The organism is Nakamurella lactea DSM 19367, from assembly GCF_000426645.1.
Lineage (GTDB): Bacteria > Actinomycetota > Actinomycetes > Mycobacteriales > Nakamurellaceae > Nakamurella > Nakamurella lactea.
Genome location: NZ_AUFT01000006.1, coordinates 208,697 through 224,957, shown reverse-complemented (window position 1 = coordinate 224,957; position 16,261 = coordinate 208,697). Strand labels below are relative to the sequence as shown.

Below are 16,261 nucleotides of genomic sequence, written 5' to 3'. Positions count from 1 at the left end.
TCGTCGAGTCATGTCCCTCGCTGTTGGAAGCAACCCGGTCAACCTGTCTGCCGCTGCGCAGCGAGTCGCCCGCCCGCGCACCTACCTGATGTGCCGACCGACCTACTTCGACGTCACCTACGAGATCAACGCCTGGATGCACGCCGACGTCGAGGTCGACCGCGAGCTGGCGATGCGGCAGTGGGAAGATCTTCGATCGACCTACCTCGACCTGGGCAACACCGTTGAGGTGATCGAAGGGGTACCCGGCCAGCCCGACATGGTGTTCGCGGCGAACGCCGGCACCGTGGTCGGCGGCCGGGTGGTGGCTGCCAAGTTCCTCCGGCCCGAGCGCACCGGCGAGGAGGCGCCGTACCGGGCGTGGTTCGCCGCCCGGTACCCGGAGATGGTGATCCCTGAATACGTCAACGAGGGGGAGGGCGACTACCTGTGGACCGGCTCGGCGTTGCTGGCCGGCAGCGGCTTCCGCACCGACCCCAAGGAGCACACCGAGACGGCGGCCTCGCTCGGCGTCCCACTGGTCCCGTTGGAACTGGTCAGCCCGAGCTTCTACCACCTGGACACAGCACTGGCAGTACTGGCCGACGACCAGATCGCCTATCTCCCTGAGGCATTCAGCCACGCGTCCCAGCAGGTCCTGCGCGATCGGTTCCCGGACGCGATCATCGCGACCAGGGCGGATGCCGACTGGTTCGGCCTCAACGCCACCAGCGACGGCCGGAACGTGGTGGTCGCCGCTCAGGCCGAACAACTGCAACGCGACCTGACCGCAGCCGGGTACCGGCCGGTTCCGGTGGACGTCTCAGAGTTCCGCAAGGCCGGCGGCGGCATCAAGTGCTGCACCCTGGAACTGCGGGGCTGACGCCTCAGCGCACCAGGGCGGCGGCCTTGCGGGCGATCGCCAGTTCCTCGTTCGTCGGCACCACCAGCACCTCGACCGCGGAGCCGACCGCCGAGATCACCCGCGGGCCGTGGGCGGGGGAGTGGTTCCGGTCGGGGTCGACCGTGATCCCCAGCCCGTGAAGGCCCTGCAGGATGCCGGCCCGCACCCTGGCATCGTTCTCCCCGACTCCGGCCGTGAACACCACGGCGTCGAGTCGGCCGAGCACGGCCAGGTAGGCCCCGACGTACTTTCGCGCCCGGTGGCAGTAGACCTCCAGCGCCAACTCGGCCTCCGGGTTGCCGGCAGCGATCCGGGCATGCAGGTCGCGCATGTCGACGACGCCGGCCAGCCCGAGCACACCGGATCTGCGGTTCAGCAGCTCGTCCAGCGCGGCCACGTCCAGGCCGGCCGCCCGCTGCAGGTGCAGCAACGCGCCGGGATCGATGTCGCCGGAACGGGTTCCCATCACCAGGCCCTCGAGCGGGGTCATCCCCATCGATGTCTCCACCGCGACCCCGCCGCGGATCGCCGACACCGAGGCCCCGTTGCCCAGGTGCAGCACGATCTGATTGAGGTCGGCCGGCGGCCGGCCGAGCACGCTCGCCGCCAGCCCCGACACGTACTCGTGGCTGGTGCCGTGGAAGCCGTAGCGCCGCACCTGATATGCGGCCGCCACCGCGGTGTCGATGGCGTAGCTGGCGGCGGCTGCCGGCAGGGTGCGGAAGAACGCGGTGTCGAAGACGGCCACCTGTGGGGTGTCGGGGAAGGCCCTGGCCGCCCGCTCGATCCCTTGGGCGTTCGCCGGATTGTGCAGGGGAGCGAGCACCGAGAGCTGCCGGATCCGTTGCAGGACGGCGTCATCGACGATCACCGGATCACCGAAGTCGGATCCGCCGTGGACCACTCGGTGCCCGACGGCGAGCAGATTCTGGTCGGCAATCGGGCTGCCGGACTCGGCGAACAGCTGTACGACGACGTCCAGTGCGGCCGAGTAGTCGGGGACCGGGCCGGCCCACTGCTTGGTGCCGCCCGGCGAACGGTGGGTGGCCGAACCCTGCTGCTGGCCGATCCGTTCGACCACCCCGGAGGCCGCGACGTCGCCGCTGTCCGGTTGCAGCAGTTGATATTTCATCGACGACGAGCCCGAGTTGAGCACCAGTACGCTGTCGGCCGTCATCCGGCGTCCGAGGTCGTCGTCTGCTGTGCCTGGATGGCGGTGATCGCCACCGTATTGACGATGTCGTCGACCAGCGCTCCGCGGGACAGGTCGTTGACCGACTTCGCCAGGCCCTGCAGCACCGGGCCGATGGCCACCGCGCCGGCGCTGCGTTGGACCGCCTTGTAGGTGTTGTTGCCGGTGTTCAGATCCGGGAAGATCAACACGGTGGCCCGCCCGGCGACCGCCGACCCGGGAGCCTTCGCCGCGGCCACTGCCGGGTCCACCGCGGCGTCGTACTGGATCGGACCGTCCACCGGCAGGTCCGGCCGTCGGCGGCGGACCAGATCGGTTGCCCGGCGTACCTTCTCGACGTCGGCGCCGTCGCCACTGGCGCCGGTCGAGTACGAGAGCATGGCGATCCGCGGGTCGACACCGAACCGGGCTGCGGTGGCGGCCGACGAGATCGCGATGTCCGCCAGTTGTTCGGCGGTCGGATCGGGGTTCACCGCGCAGTCGCCGTAGACCAACACCCGATCGGCAAGGCACATCAGGAAGACGCTCGAAACGATCGAGGTGCCGGCGGCGGTGCGGATGATCTCGAATGCCGGCTTGATGGTCTGCGCGGTGGTGTGGGCCGCGCCGGACACCATGCCGTCGGCCAGCCCGAGCTGCACCATCATCGTGCCGAAGTACGAGACGTCGCCGAGCCGCTCGGTGGCCTGCGCGATCGTCACCCCCTTGTGGGCTCGCAACCGGGCGTACTCGGCGGCGAACCTGGTGCGCAGTTCGGGGTCGTCGGGGGAGACCACCGTGGCCGTCCCGATGTCCAGCCCGAGTCGGGATGCGCTGGCCCGCAGCCGGTTCTCCTCGCCGAGCAGGGTGATGTCGGCGACACCGAGCCGCAGCAGCGACGCGGTCGCCCGCAGGATCCGTTCGTCGTCGCCCTCGGGTAGCACGATCCGCTTGCGGGCCGATCTGGCCCGCTCGATCAGGCGGAACTGGAACATCAACGGCGTCACCACGGTCGAGGCGGCGACGTTCATCGCGCCCAGCAGCGCCGGGCCGTCCACCGCGTCCGCGAACACCCGGAGCGCGGTCTCCACCTTGACCGGCGACGCGGCGGTGATCCGCCCGCGGACGCCGGCCAGTTGGGTGGCCGTCTGGAAGGTGTCGTGCGGTGCGGTGACGATCGGCAGATCGTGTTCGATCCCGTCGATCAGCGTCCGGATGGGTTGTGGCGGCAGGTATCCGCCGGTCAGCACGATTACCGACAGGTTCGGGAAGGTGCCGGACTCGTGCGCCAGCAGCAGGCCGGGCAGCAGGTCCGCCCGGTCGCCGGGAGCGATCACCGCCGAGTCGGGGCGGAGCCTGGTGAGTACGTTCGGCAGCGACATCGCGGCCACCACGAAGCCGAGTGCCTCCCGGTCCAGCCAGTCCGGGTTGCCGCGCAGCAGGGTGCCATCGCACGCCTCGATCAGGGCCCGGACGGTCGGGGCGACCAGCAGTGGCACTTCGGGGATGACGGCGGTCTGCAGGCCCCGGAAGCCGGCAAGTTGCTCCCGCACGGCGCCGGCCTGCTCGGCCTCGACCCGGTTCGCGATCACCGCGATCGGCTGGGCGTGCTGCGCGGCGAGTTCGGACAGCGAGATCTCGGCGGCCAGTCGGATCTGGTCGGGAGCCCGACCACGGCCGGAAACCACCAGCACCACCGGGGCACCGAGATCGGCCGCTACCTGCGCGTTGAAGTCCAGCTCACCGGGACTGGACACATCGGTGAAGTCGCTGCCCAGCACCACCACCGCGTCGAACCGTTGGCTCAGGGCGGCGAACCGGCGGACGATCTCGGCGTGCGCCGCGGCCGGGTCCGCATGCACCTGTTCGTACAGGATGCCGACCGCTTCGGTCCGATCCTGTCGCACCGCCGGGTGTGACAGCAGCAGATCGAGGACGACGTCCGACTCGGGCGAGGGCGCGACCGGTCGGAACACCCCGACTCGGTCGACCTGCCGGGTGAGCAGGTCCAGCACGCCGAACGCCACGATCGACTTGACCGATGCGCCCTCGGCGGCCGCGATGTAGACGCTGCGCGACACGGTCTCAGCGGTAGTTCGTGAACTGCAGTGCGATGTCCAGGTCGGCGTTCTTGAGCAACGCGATCACCGCCTGCAGGTCGTCCCGCTTCTTGCCGGACACCCGCAGCTGGTCGCCCTGGATCTGCGACTGCACGCCCTTGGGGCCTTCGTCCCTGATCAGCTTGCCGATCTTCTTGGCGTTCTCGCTGGAGATGCCCTCGACGATCTTGCCGGTGACCTTGTAGGTCTTGCCGGAGGCCTGCGGCTCACCGATCTCCAGCGAGCGCAGCGAGATGCCGCGCTTGATCAACTTCTCCTTGAACACCTCGATGGCGGCGGTGCAGCGCTCCTCGGTGGCCGAGGTGATGGTGACCCCGTCCTCGCCGGCCCAGGCAATGGTGGTGTCGGTGCCGCGGAAGTCGAACCGCTGGCTCAACTCCTTGCCGGCCTGGTTCAGGGCGTTGTCCGCCTCCTGGTGATCGACCTTGGACACCACGTCGAACGACGGGTCGGCCATGCATCCCACCTCTTTCTCTGCCTGTGGATTCATCCTGCCGGGTGGCGCCCGGCAGGCGCCCGGTCCCATCCTGCCCGGTCCGCCCGGCGATTGGGATCGCGCCCACCCGTCGTTGTAGTCTGATCCGGCACGGCAGGTTGCCCGAGCGGCCAAAGGGAGCTGACTGTAAATCAGCCGGCATTGCCTACGGGGGTTCAAATCCCTCACCTGCCACTGTGCGGTGACCAGCGGGTTCGCTCTTCGGAGCGGGCCCGCTGGTCATTTCAGGGCCTCAGGTGTGTGCGATGTGTGTGCAGTGGGTGGCAGTAGAGCCTCCGCAGCCATCGCTGCCTGACGCCCGATTCCGCCCACCAGGTGGCTGTAGGTGTCGGATGTGAGCGAAATCGTAGAGTGCCCGAGCATCTTGGAAACGACCGCGATGTCGGTGCCGGATGCCAGCATCAGCGACGCCGCACCGTGGCGCAGGTCGTGCAGCTTCACCTGCCGGAGCCCAGCCTTCGTGGTCAGCGAGTGGAACAGTCGACTCACGTAGTCGGGGGACAGGTCGGAGCCGTCCTCCCGGGCGAATACACGGCCATTGTCGCTGTACGCCTCGGCCCAGGCGTCCCGCTCCTGCTGCTGGGCGAATTGGTGGCCGAGCAGCGCGCCGACGACCCGGGAGCCGATGTCGATCCGTCGGTGCTCACCGGATCGAGTCTTCGGTTTGCCCTCGAGCTTCGCCCCGCCTGCCTGGACGATCTGTGTCCGGACGGTGATTACCTGGTTGATCAGGTCGACGTCCGACCAGCGCAGCCCGACCAGCTCGCCCCGCCGGAGGCCAGTGAACGCCGCGACCTCGAACAGTGCGCCGAGCCGGTGCTCTGCCGCCTTCGTGAGGAATGTGCCGAGCTCTGCCGGCTCCCACGGGTGCACCATCGGCCGCGGGGCATCCGGCAGCTCGACGTCGGCCGCTGGGTTCGAGCCGATCAGCTTGAGCTTGCGGGCCGAGGTCAACGCACTGGACAGCGTCGCGTGGATCCGGCGCACGGTGACCCGGCCGCGACCGTCGGCGAGCAGGGACCCGATCAGGTCATCGATGTGATGCGGCTGCAGCTGCCGGAGGCGAAGCGCACCGACCGCTGGCACGATGTCCTCGGTGATGTACCGCCGGTACATGCGCAGCGTCGACGGGCGGAGCTTGCCGGTGCTCTCCTTCTTGTCCGCCCAAGAGGTCAGGAACGCGGCGACGGTCTCTCTGGTGTCGTCCCGGTAGGTGCCCTGGTCGAGCTGCGAGCGAGCCTTGTTCCGGGCCCGCTCGGCTGCCTGCCGGGTGGTGAACCCGGATTCGAACACCTGCCGGCGCTTGCCGGTCCGCGGATCCTTCCCGGCGCTGATCCGGTAGCGCCAGGTGCCATGCTTCTTGTCGTCCAGCTTCGGGCAGCCCGCGCCCATCTGTTGGCCGCTCTCGTCCCGGCAGCCGCACGCCTTCCACACGCTCTTGTCAGCCATCGATCTCGCTCCGCTCTCCTAGCAGTTCGTCGCAGACCTGGATCCAAGGCGAATTCCACATGCGTTCCGTGTCGCTGATGCGCATCTTGCGGAGTACGTCGTCACGCGAATGTTCGATCTCGTCGCGGAAGTCCGGGTACTCATCTAGGTAGACACGCAGCAACGGGATCAGATGGTCGAGTCCGCGTTGCGCGTCCGCTGTGCGCCGGATCAGGTCGGCTGCCTCTCGCATCTGCTCCTTCGCGATCGCGTGGGTCTTCCGGCCGGTCTGGTAGAGCACGCTCTCCAGTTCGTTCGGGGCCACCTGGTCGCCGTCGCGCAGCTCGACGTAGTCCGTGGAGTGCATCAGCTCCGGGATCGTCGTTCCCAACGCCATCGCGAGGGCCACGAGTTCCGCCGCTGTGAAGGATCGGCGCCCCTTGATCGCAGCGGAGACTGCCTGCCGTGACCACTCGCCGACGTACGGCTCAAGCCGCCGGCCGAGTTCCGCCTGACTCATGTCACCGCGCAGTCGATCGATGTTCCGGCCGATGGCTTCCTCGATCTTGCCGACCTCGCGGCCCGCGTATTCCGGCATCCGTCCCTTCCTGTCCCTCATGGTGTCTCCTACAGCATGACACGCCCCTTCTGGCTTGACAAGTCCCTTCCTGTCCCTCATGGTTGTAATAGGAGATCGGACAGTCCGATCGAGCGATACAGCAGTCCGGAGGTCGCCGTGGAGATTCCAAGCGAACTGAGAGGTCGAGCTACGGTGCCGCTCTGGCCAGATGTCGGCAGGCTGCTCGGCATCGGCCGCAATCAGGCGTACGAGGCAGCTAGACAAGGAGAAATCCCTTCGTTGCATCTCGGCAGGACCTGGCTCGTGCCGGTGCCGAAGCTGCTGGAACTGCTCGGCTACAGGGCCGACTCCCAGGTCAAGCGCACGGCCGGCGAGGGCTCGTCCGTCGCCTGACGCCGTGAAATCAAGCTGTGCCGTTACCATGCGCAACTATGGCGCTGGAACCCTTCGCATACTTCAAGCTGACGGGTGCCCGGTTCGACGCGGCGAAGGGGTTTCCCGCTGACGCTGGGGAGATCCTGAGCAGGTATCAGCGGCTGGTGCTCATCATGGCCCGAGTGGTCTACCTGGACGATCACCCCAACCGGTCACGGGTACCGGGAGGATTCGGCGACGGGCTGGATCTACGAGTACGGGGCTTTGAAGACGGGAGCTCCCTCCCACTGCTGGAGCGGGAGGTGACCGCCCTGCATGTCCCGAACCAGCCGATTGTCATGCAGGATTTCTATGACCGGGGGCGGCAAGCACTCGAAGACACGCTGGCTAGTCTCGATCGACGCACGGGCGTGCCCTTCGCGCTGTCGGACGATGACCTCGGCGAGTTTCAGGCGTTCTGCAAGCTCCTTCAGGATGGAGAGGTCGCCGAGCTGGGTCCGCCCGGTGCATCCAGTGCGCGCGGCACCGCACGTCGAGAGCAGGTTGACGAGCTGGAGCGACTTCGCGAAGGCCTGCGTACGATTGGCCGGGACGTCGTTCGGGGCCAAATCGTCGCCATGAACACGTTCAAGATGACCTTCACCATGCGCGGTGTCGGTCGTCAGGTGGAAGGTAAGTACGCGATCCAGCAGGCGCTGGCGATCCGCCACCGTTTGCGCGATGAGCAGACCGGTCGACCGTGGGTTGCACTAACTGGGCAGGTCCAGCGAGCGGCAAACGGGGCGATCACTGAGTTGCTGAGCGTGGACCATATCGAGTACACCGCAGACGACGCGAAGGAGATCGTGATGGCCAAGCTCGATCTCCTCCGCAGGCTCGAGGACGGGTGGAGTGGGCGGGGCAGTCGGGCCGTGTCAGAAGTCGCTCTGCGCAATTACGGGGCGTTCATGGAATCGTTGGGCAACCACCTCGACACGCGCGCTGAGCCGACGGCGACACCCCAGGGCGGCCTCCGGCTCGAATGGGAACGCTACGGCGACGAATTCGTGGTGGAGATCGAGCCGAGCGGTGGCGTGTACATGTGCATCCTGCACGCGGATGGACGTGACGAAGATGTTGAGTCGAGCGACTTCGCTGCCTCAGATCTGGAGCGTTTCGTTCGCACGGGCACGTTGAAATGACCGACGCGACAGGGGCTATTCCCTGTGGTCAGCTCCTGTCAGACCGTTCGACCCTGCTGCTCAGGCAGGCGCTTCCGGGAAACTGCAACTCGGACGGGACACTCCAGAAGGGCCTGTTCCTCCCGTCATCCCCAGACCCCGATGACCCGCATCAGTTTTTACTCATGTCCACGACTCACGGGCGTGTCAAGCCAGACGAGGCATACGAGCGCCATATCAATCGCGGTGGACAGTCGCTAGGGACTTGGGGCCTGACCGTAGGTGAGGCGCTCGATCTGACCTACCAGTGTTATGAGGACGGAGGCATCGGTGAGAACCCTCCGGATCACGTCTCCGTTGACATGACTCACGTTGGCAGAAGCAAGCGGGAGCGCCTCGCGAGCCGCCTTCGGCAGCACGCGCTCGCGCGCGGCATTCTTTATCAGCCGGCTCCGGCCCAGCCTTAGAGTCTCAACCCCTGCTCGCTGGTCGTCCGGTCCGTCGACGTGCACGGCGGCACCCGCTGCTCGATGTCGCAGTCGCGGCAGTAATACGTCCGGTGCTGGTACTCGTGGCCACCGGGGCAGGGTGGCGGTACCTCGGTCAGTGCTTGGCCGTCCCGGCGGCAGCGCATGGGCTCAGGGTAGGCGCGGCCGCCGACAGGCGATCCCCCTTCCGAATGCACACACCTTGCACACACGCGTCCGGTCACTGCAGGTCAGGGCCGTGGAAGCTGACACTGAATCAGCCGCAGTCTGCGAGCCGCAACGCGATGCGCTGCAGGATCTCTGACCGGTCCTCGCCCGTCTGCTGGGCCTGGTCGTGCAGTAGCTCGACAGACAGAGCGAACGATCCGACGAGCAGCCTGATGGCGCCGTCGAGGCTGTGACTATGGGCGAGATTATCGGCAGCGGCCTGGAATTGCTGGTTGGCGAACGCCGGGCCATCCTCATCGGCGATGAAGGCGGTCAGCACGCCGAGAGCCTGCCGCGTCCCAGCGTCATGATCACCGGCCATCACAGGTTCCTCGTGTTCTGCTTGCGTCGCTCGCCCTCGAGCAGTTCCGGTAGCCGGTCCTGCAGGAGCGCGAGGACGGCCTCGGGGTCCGAGACGCCGCTGATGACGATTGCACCGGCAGCGAACGCTCCGGCCTCGATCACGGTGCCCTGGGAGTGGTTGTTGACGGCCCGCTCGGCGACGTCCCATTGACTGGGCGTCAGTACAGCTTCCGGCTTGTCCAGCCCGCTGACCGCGATCCCGCCCGGCGGCAGCCAGCCGCCCGAGTCGTAACCGCCGGCCTTGTTGTAGGCCGCTGGCAAAGTCCTGTACGTCGCCTTGGCGTAGCGGATCGAGGCGAGCATGTTGGACAACGGATCCCAAATGTCCGTGTCGTAGCCGGGCATCGCGTACGACTTGAACGTCGGATCGATGACCTGCATCAGGCCCTTCGAAGGCGTGCCATTCTTCGCATTCCGATCCCAGTTATTGATCGCGGAGGGATTACCCGTGGACTCCATGCCGAGCCGGTGCATCATCGCCGACAGGTTCTCGCTGCTGTAGTCCCCGGTGATCTGGAGAGCCTGCGTTGCAACGTTCTTCCAGCGGGCTACCGGGTCGTCGCCGGACGGTGTAGCGGATACCTGCGGGGCCGCACTGGTTGCCGTGTTGCTCCCGAGGGAGAACACAGATTGCAGCTGCGCCATGAACAGTGCTTGCGAGATCGGGTCCCGCTGGAACTGCGGGTTGGTGCCCGCGATCCCACCGAACGCGAATCCCCGCCGGCCAGCGGATGCGGCGGCGTTCCATGCCATGAACGTGGCCGGGCCGATGGCCTTCACCAGTTCCGGGACGGCCACGCCCTCGCCGGGGGACAGCATCGCCGCGACCGAATCGACACCAGGTGCATACCCGGGAAGGACGGTGCCCTTCGAATGACCGGGCATCTTTTCGACGTCCGGGCCGTGATTCATGCCGGGGACGTTCATCTTCATGACCTTGCGCCCGTCCGGCAGAGTCGAGACGAGTGGCTTGCCGTCCGGTCCGGTTGCTGGGGTGAGTTCCGTGGCCTTCCCGGACCACGCGTCTTTCACCTTGTCCCAGTTCGCGATGATGTACGCAACCGCAGCGGCCACAGCAAACACCGGATGAGTCTTGAACACGTAGGCGGACAGGGCGATCGCCGCGGTGAACTTCACCCAGGCGCCTTCCGCTGACGAGAAGTAGGTGACCAGAGGCTTGATGTTGTCTCCGAATTTGGCTACCCAGTCAACGATCTTCTCGAACATCGGGATGCCGGTTCGCTCGATCCAGTCCCCGAACTTGATCGCATAGGGCAACAGCTTCTCGCCGAGCTCCTGTTTGACGTTCGCGAACTGGTTCGACAGTTTGGCCAAGGTGCCGTTCGCGCCTTCGCCTTCCTTCTCTGCGAACCCGCCGACCTGGGCGCGGAGCGCCTTCATCATCTCGGCGTAGTCGTACCCAGCTGAACCGGTCGCCTTGAAGTTGACCGAGATATCCCGCAGGGCATCCGAATTGCCCAAGAACGCGTCCGTTACCGACTTCGTGGCCTGGTCAAGGTCCTTGCCGGTCTTCGCCGCGTAGTCCTGGATCAGCGGGATCATCTTCGTGATCTGCGCTCCGGACAGCCGCATCTGCGCCAGCTGGACAACACTGGCCTTCGTGGAGTCGGCGTCGAAGCGGGTCAGTTTCTCCCGGGCATTAGCAAGCTCCTCGATCTTGCCGATGTTGGTGTCAGCGAGTTTCGGGAATCGGGAGAACGCGTCCTCCAGTTGACTTTGCACAGCCTCGGAATCCATTGCGGACTGGACTGCGGACACCAGGAACGCCCCAATACCCAGCGCGCTGATTCCGCCGAGGATCTTCCCCTTGATGCCCTTGAGGAACCCGTCACCGGACTTCTTCCCCCCGTCCTCGGCATCGCCCTTCACCTTGTCCCAGCCGTCCTTGATGCCGGCGAAGAACCCGCGCTGCTTCTCCGCCATCGCGTCGTACTCGGCGGCGTTCGCCTTGTAGATGTCCTTCGCCGACTGGGTGGCGTCGGCCTTCGCCCGTGTCCACCCCGCTTTCAATCCGGCGAAGAATCCGCCCTGGGATTTCCCGGCATCGTCGGTGGCCTTCGCGACTGTCTTCGCAGCCTTGCTGTGCTCCTCCACCCACTGTTCGGCAGTTTGGCCGTACGTCTTGCCGAGGGTCCTGCTCATATCCTCAGCCGCGGCACCGACCTTGCCGAGATCCTTGGCCGCCAGGTCGGCGCCGATCATCTTGACCGTCAAAACGAGCGGCTCGGTCATGCGTCGCCCTCCTGGATGAACCGCTGCAAGATCTTGACCAGCTGCGTCCGACCCGAAGCGGGAAGCTCGAGCGGCCGGCGCCGCGGCATCCTGTCTGTGCCGCGCTGGTGGTACCGCGCGTACGGAACCTCGGTACCAATCGTCATCTCGGTTTCGTTGATCTGCTCGATCCCGAACGGGCGGTCAGTCAGCGACCGCTTCAGCGCTCCGGTGCGCTCCAAGATCGGCTTCCCCGGGTAGTGGCGCATCTTCCACGCCCGGTACCTCGGGGACAGCGGAGACCAACCACCCGAGCCGTACCCGCCCTGCGACGAGAACTGCTGCTGCTCGATCGTCGCAACAGTGGACGCCATCCGGTCGAACGCCGGCGAAGCGTCGGTGAGCCGGTCAGTCCACCTGAGCAGCTGTCGGTGCAGCTGCTGGTCTCCGTCGATGTCGATGAGGAGCCTCATCCGCTCATCCGCTCAGTCACGATCGTTCGCCCTTCGCCCGTAGTTCGCCTGCCCCAACGATCCCGCGTCATCGGCCGGCATTGTGGGACCCGTTCTCAGGCGGCAGAAGGACCCTTACCTGCCTCCATGCCTCGAATCGGCTGATTATGGATCAGCTTCTAGTGCTCTGACCTGCATCGATAGAGCGGGTGTGTGCAACGTGTGTGCAGGCGCCTCCCAGCTGCGGGGGACTGTTCACTCACCCCGGCAGGCCGATCGTTGCTCCGCCGGTCTGCGAGTTGTAGGCCGGAACGTTGTTGATGGTCCCCGTCGGGGTCTGGGGTTGCGGATCCACGATCCGGCCGCAGGTCACCTGGACCGTCTGGGTCAGCCGCAGGTTCATGACGACCTTGTCGACGGCCCACTGGCCGTTCAGGGACCGGAGCCGGCCGGACATGTTCACCAAATCCCCGGGCCGGATGCTCCACCGGTCCGCGGACAGCAGACCGAACGTCAGCACGTCGCCGTTCCGGTCGCCGGTGGAAACGTCCACAACCGGCATCCCATCCAAACCGTCGGTGTACCGGTCCCACGCCGTCCACTCGAAGTCCCAGATCCGCTTCGCTGCCCGCATCGCCAGCCACGTCGGCCGGCCGAAATAGATCGTGTTGTCGTGCTCGAAGCACACGCACCCGAGACCCTTGGCGATCTGTTGCATGACGTCCCAGGTGGTCTGCTCCGACGTACGCGCGATGTTCACATCCCCGGAGTTGGTGTCCTCTACGACCGCTCGGGCGCCGGCGTTCACGGCCATGTCCTTGACCCAGCGGTAGGGATCGACCTGCCCGAACGTCGTCACGGTGTGGAGCGGGCCACCTGAGCCGCGGGAGGTCTTCACGTTCGTCACCTGCATGTGCTGGTCCCCGAAGTCCAAGGAGATGGGCCGGCCGAACTCCTCCGACTGGTAGTCGCGGGAGAAGATCCCGGACGCGGCGAAGTCCGCTGTGGCGTTGTCCTGCACCGTGAGTTCCAAGGTGCCTCTTTCCGTCGAGGCGAACGTCAGCGCGGCCTTCGTGACCCGAGACGTGAGGTCCGTGGGGAGCCTGGCGCCGGATACCCGGATCGCGGCGAGCGTGTTGTTGCCCTGGACCGGCTGTAGGCCACGCAGCGGCACCAGGGGCCGTTTCGGAGGGGCTTCGTAGGTCCCGATGATCGGGTTGATTCGGTCGTAGCCGCCGCCGATCCCCGGGCCCATCTCGTCGTACAGCGGCCGTCCGTACCCGCGGAAGAACCCGTCATGATGAGTCCGGGCGTGGGTGGCTACGGTGTCGCCGTTCCGGCCGTTCACCGTGTCGTAGGTGTTGCCCTCGATCGTGGAATAGCCGTTGGCGTCGGCGGCGATCACTAGCCCCACATGCGAGATGCGGCCCATTCCGAAGTCGTAGAAGACGATGTCGCCGGGCTGGATGCCAGAGGAAGAACCTGCAACGAACGCGTTCCGCTGCCGGAACCAGTCCGCCCATGTCGGGGTGTACTCGAACCCCTTCGGGTTCTCGGCGTCCGCGTACGGGTTCGGGACTTCGGGGCCGATGTTGGCCGCGGCCGTGTAGCCGCACCAGGAGACGAACTGGGCGCACCACGGCTGGCCCTGGTCGCCGTACCAGGCCCCATATTTCGTGATGTTCGTGCCCGACTCGACATACCCGAGTTCGCCCTTGGCGACTGCGATCACATCTGCTGCTGAGGTCATGACGATTGCCCTTCGGATTCGAGATCTGATGATGTGAAAGAAGGACTGTCGATAGTCCTTGGCGCGAGAGCGGGGTTGAACACCACCTGCAGCACCGAGCCGTCCATCGTGACGTCAGTCCGGGAAGGTGCATCCAGACCGAACAGCTTCCGGCGGGACTCCGAGAGCCGGGCGATCGCGTGCGCAGCCTTCACCACCAGGTCACCGTCGTCGGCGCCGAGCAGCACACCCCGGACACGTGCCATCGCCTCCTCGAGCGTGTCCGCCTCGCGTGCGATCAGTTCCTCACCGGCGCTCTGGCGGGCAGCGTCCTTGATCGCCTCCACCGCCTTGTATGCCCCGCTGGCGTTGGCGTATCCGACCCGCCTGGCGATCTCATCGAACGGCAGACCCTCCTTGCGGAGCTCGACCGCCCGGATGTGCCGTTCCTGCCGCTGCAGGTTCCGCGGTGACGGTGCGGCGTTCGGGTTACGTTTCCGTCCCTTGTGTTTCCGTTCGGCGGTCACTGGCGTTTACCTTTCAGGTCGCCCAGGCGTTCGCGTATTACGTCGGTCATGATCAAGAGGGCACCGAGCAGAAAACGCACGGTGTACGGGTCTTGGCCTTCGTTCAGCTCGTCGGTGAGGGCTTGGGCCCAGGTGTGTTCACCTGCGGCTTCCAAGGCGTCGACGGCGTGCTGCGCTTCGCTGGCCACGAGCAGGCGCGCCATCACAGGGTCGCTCACTTGTCCCACCCGCTGACGTCGGCGGCGGGGCCGAGTAGTTTCCTCCGTGAGCGTCGGACTCGTTCGAGCGTCGCGTTTGCCTTCGCCCGGAGCCGGGGTGTTCCGGCGCCGTCCAGGATCTCCTGCGCGGCGGCTTCCATATAGGCCAGCTTCGCAACTTCTTCGGCGATGAGTTCGTCCATGGTTGGCTGCTCGGTGCTCATTCGCTGTACTCCTTGGCATCGATGGTTTCGGTATCTGTGAGGCGGCGGGCTTCGGGCGGGAGGACGCCGACACAGACCACATGCCCAGCGCCGTCGGTCTGGTAGCCCAGGCGCGTCAGCCACAGATCGGCCAGCTTGCTGCGGATGCGTGCCGGGAGCGATGGGTTCGTGGTCATTCTGGGATCTCCTTGTGGTCTGGGTCGTATTCGTCGGCGAGTTGCTGGAGTGCCTGCCGGAGGGGCACTCCGATGACGGAGCGGTCGATGAGCGCTCCGAGTTCTTCGGCGAGAATGTGGATCACACCGGTGAGGTACATCGCAGTGTCGGGTTCGGAGTGGTCGATCCGGATCCGCGCGATCAACTGGTCGACGTTGACGACGTCGCCGGCCGCTGCGGCGATCCGGTATCCGGCGCCCATCAGCGGCAGCACTGCCTCGGTGGAGGCGATGACGTTCAGCAGGTTTCCGCGCATGTCGAGGGTGACCGCGGTCGCTGGGTCCAGGAACCGCATCTGTGTGTCCCGGCCGGTCATGCGACTGCGCTCCCTTCACGGTCCGCGATCAGACACTCAATGCAGCCCGGTGTCTGTCCCGTGGGGTGTCCGCAGGGCCTGAGTTCCACCGTGTTCCCCGTTCCCAACACAGGGGTAGGGGAACGGGGAACGTTCGCCGTCTCGCTTGTTCCCCGTTCCCCGGGAACGCTTCGGGAACGGGAACGCCAGACACGCAACGTTTCCGCAGCCCGCTCACTGCGCCAGTTCATCCGCTCCTTGACGTCCCGAACGTTCGCCGGCGCCGGGTCCAGCGCGTCGAGTGCAGCCAGGTCAGCAGACGCCACGCTGGCGATCTGCTGACTGTCGGTGTCCTGTGGTGCTCGCAGGTTCCACGTCATCCCGGTCCCGGTTGGGGTCAGGGTGAACAGTCCGGCGGATGGTTCCCGGTCGCCGCGGGGGCAGTGCTCGCGTAGCCCGCCGTGCCGGTCCTTGTTGACCATCAGCCACACGGCGCCACCATGTCCGGGCACGAACTGGTCCTTGACCTTGACCCGGATCGAGACCCCGCCGACGGCGCGGCGTTTCGCGTTGGTGCCGGTCGGCCCGGACTCGGCTGAGGCAACGTTCTTGGCGACGTGGTCGACGGTGATGACGCAGGCACCGGCCATCGCCAGTGGCTTGAGCGCCTCGGCGTGGACTGTGGTGAAGTCGTCCGGGTTGTTGGAGGACAGCCGGAACATCGGCAGGAGTTCGCCTACCGAGTCGACCACGACCAGCGTCGGGCGCCAGGTGACCAGGAACGCAACCAGGTCCAGCAGCTGCGCCTTGTCTTCGGGTTCGACGTAGCGGAATCGGTCGGGGTCGGACAGGTCCTCCGATCGGCAGCCGAGATCCAACAGGCGGGTGACGATGCCGGCCATGCCGTTGTGGTCGATGTCCACGAATACGGCGCGGCCGCCGATCTTCAACACTTCCTGGATCGCTGCGCAGGTCACCATCGTCTTGCCGGACTCGGCGTCGGCGAACAGTGCGTTGACCTGGCCGGCGTAGAAGATGGCCCGGCCGTCGTCGCGGGTCAGCACCTCGGGCCTGGGCGGATCGGGGAGTTCGCCGGCGAGTAGAGCAGCCACGTCACC

Annotated in this window: 18 protein-coding genes and 1 tRNA gene; 4 read left to right on the top strand and 15 right to left on the bottom strand. The window is 66.4% G+C overall.

The window, feature by feature from the left end:
* The first annotated feature begins 10 nt into the window (after window positions 1-10).
* Complete coding sequence (gene ddaH, locus K340_RS0106855; protein WP_051265302.1) at window positions 11-862, top strand: dimethylargininase; 852 nt, start codon at window positions 11-13, stop codon at window positions 860-862.
* Between the two features lie 4 nt (window positions 863-866).
* Here the strand turns inward: ddaH and K340_RS0106850 are convergent, their stop codons facing one another.
* From K340_RS0106850 to K340_RS0106840, 3 genes are read right to left on the bottom strand one after another with little or no spacing between them, the layout of a single operon-like run.
* Window positions 867-2,060: an acetate/propionate family kinase gene (locus K340_RS0106850; protein WP_029136178.1), complete on the bottom strand. Its 1,194-nt coding sequence runs from the start codon at window positions 2,058-2,060 to the stop codon at window positions 867-869.
* On the bottom strand, window positions 2,057-4,135 hold the full coding sequence (pta, locus tag K340_RS28000; protein WP_037363085.1) for a phosphate acetyltransferase: 2,079 nt from the start codon (window positions 4,133-4,135) through the stop codon (window positions 2,057-2,059). The genes K340_RS0106850 and pta overlap by 4 nt, the downstream gene beginning before the upstream one ends.
* Before the next feature lie 4 nt (window positions 4,136-4,139).
* Window positions 4,140-4,631 (bottom strand): YajQ family cyclic di-GMP-binding protein, encoded by a 492-nt coding sequence (locus K340_RS0106840; RefSeq protein ID WP_029136177.1) that lies wholly within the window; start codon window positions 4,629-4,631, stop codon window positions 4,140-4,142.
* A gap of 131 nt (window positions 4,632-4,762) precedes the next feature.
* On the opposite strand from K340_RS0106840, the gene K340_RS0106835 reads away from it, so the two are divergent.
* Window positions 4,763-4,844, top strand: a tRNA-Tyr gene (locus K340_RS0106835).
* Between the two features lie 45 nt (window positions 4,845-4,889).
* Here K340_RS0106835 and K340_RS27995 read toward each other — a convergent pair.
* Window positions 4,890-6,119 (bottom strand): site-specific integrase, encoded by a 1,230-nt coding sequence (locus K340_RS27995; RefSeq protein ID WP_084614121.1) that lies wholly within the window; start codon window positions 6,117-6,119, stop codon window positions 4,890-4,892.
* A complete protein-coding gene (locus tag K340_RS0106825) occupies window positions 6,112-6,777 on the bottom strand; it encodes a helix-turn-helix domain-containing protein (protein ID WP_161632066.1) in 666 nt (221 codons plus the stop codon). The genes K340_RS27995 and K340_RS0106825 overlap by 8 nt, the downstream gene beginning before the upstream one ends.
* Window positions 6,778-6,870: 93 nt before the next feature.
* On the opposite strand from K340_RS0106825, the gene K340_RS35740 reads away from it, so the two are divergent.
* Complete coding sequence (locus tag K340_RS35740; RefSeq protein WP_211229298.1) at window positions 6,871-7,071, top strand: helix-turn-helix domain-containing protein; 201 nt, start codon at window positions 6,871-6,873, stop codon at window positions 7,069-7,071.
* Between the two features lie 38 nt (window positions 7,072-7,109).
* Window positions 7,110-8,234, top strand: a complete 1,125-nt coding sequence (locus K340_RS0106815) for a hypothetical protein (RefSeq protein WP_029136175.1) — start codon at window positions 7,110-7,112, stop codon at window positions 8,232-8,234.
* Window positions 8,235-8,957: 723 nt separating this feature from the next.
* On the opposite strand, the gene K340_RS0106800 is transcribed toward K340_RS0106815, so the two are convergent.
* From K340_RS0106800 to K340_RS33975, 10 genes are all read right to left on the bottom strand, one after another.
* On the bottom strand, window positions 8,958-9,188 hold the full coding sequence (locus tag K340_RS0106800; protein ID WP_154674114.1) for a hypothetical protein: 231 nt from the start codon (window positions 9,186-9,188) through the stop codon (window positions 8,958-8,960).
* 41 nt (window positions 9,189-9,229) lie between these two features.
* A complete protein-coding gene (locus K340_RS36560) occupies window positions 9,230-11,524 on the bottom strand; it encodes a lytic transglycosylase domain-containing protein (protein WP_029136172.1) in 2,295 nt (764 codons plus the stop codon).
* On the bottom strand, window positions 11,521-11,976 hold the full coding sequence (locus K340_RS0106790; RefSeq protein ID WP_029136171.1) for a phage virion morphogenesis protein: 456 nt from the start codon (window positions 11,974-11,976) through the stop codon (window positions 11,521-11,523). The genes K340_RS36560 and K340_RS0106790 overlap by 4 nt, the downstream gene beginning before the upstream one ends.
* Before the next feature lie 238 nt (window positions 11,977-12,214).
* Window positions 12,215-13,705, bottom strand: a complete 1,491-nt coding sequence (locus K340_RS33985; protein ID WP_084614120.1) for a CHAP domain-containing protein — start codon at window positions 13,703-13,705, stop codon at window positions 12,215-12,217.
* Window positions 13,702-14,211: a hypothetical protein gene (locus tag K340_RS33980; RefSeq protein WP_051265296.1), complete on the bottom strand. Its 510-nt coding sequence runs from the start codon at window positions 14,209-14,211 to the stop codon at window positions 13,702-13,704. Before K340_RS33980 ends, K340_RS33985 begins: the two co-directional genes overlap by 4 nt.
* Entirely contained in the window at window positions 14,208-14,429 is a 222-nt protein-coding gene (locus K340_RS0106775; RefSeq protein WP_029136170.1) for a hypothetical protein, read from the bottom strand. The genes K340_RS33980 and K340_RS0106775 overlap by 4 nt, the downstream gene beginning before the upstream one ends.
* A complete protein-coding gene (locus K340_RS0106770; RefSeq protein WP_029136169.1) occupies window positions 14,426-14,632 on the bottom strand; it encodes a hypothetical protein in 207 nt (68 codons plus the stop codon). The genes K340_RS0106775 and K340_RS0106770 overlap by 4 nt, the downstream gene beginning before the upstream one ends.
* A complete protein-coding gene (locus tag K340_RS0106765) occupies window positions 14,629-14,808 on the bottom strand; it encodes a hypothetical protein (protein WP_029136168.1) in 180 nt (59 codons plus the stop codon). Before K340_RS0106765 ends, K340_RS0106770 begins: the two co-directional genes overlap by 4 nt.
* Window positions 14,805-15,164: a hypothetical protein gene (locus tag K340_RS0106760; RefSeq protein WP_029136167.1), complete on the bottom strand. Its 360-nt coding sequence runs from the start codon at window positions 15,162-15,164 to the stop codon at window positions 14,805-14,807. Before K340_RS0106760 ends, K340_RS0106765 begins: the two co-directional genes overlap by 4 nt.
* Window positions 15,161-16,255: a P-loop NTPase family protein gene (locus K340_RS33975; protein WP_161632065.1), complete on the bottom strand. Its 1,095-nt coding sequence runs from the start codon at window positions 16,253-16,255 to the stop codon at window positions 15,161-15,163. Before K340_RS33975 ends, K340_RS0106760 begins: the two co-directional genes overlap by 4 nt.
* Window positions 16,256-16,261 lie beyond the last annotated feature (6 nt).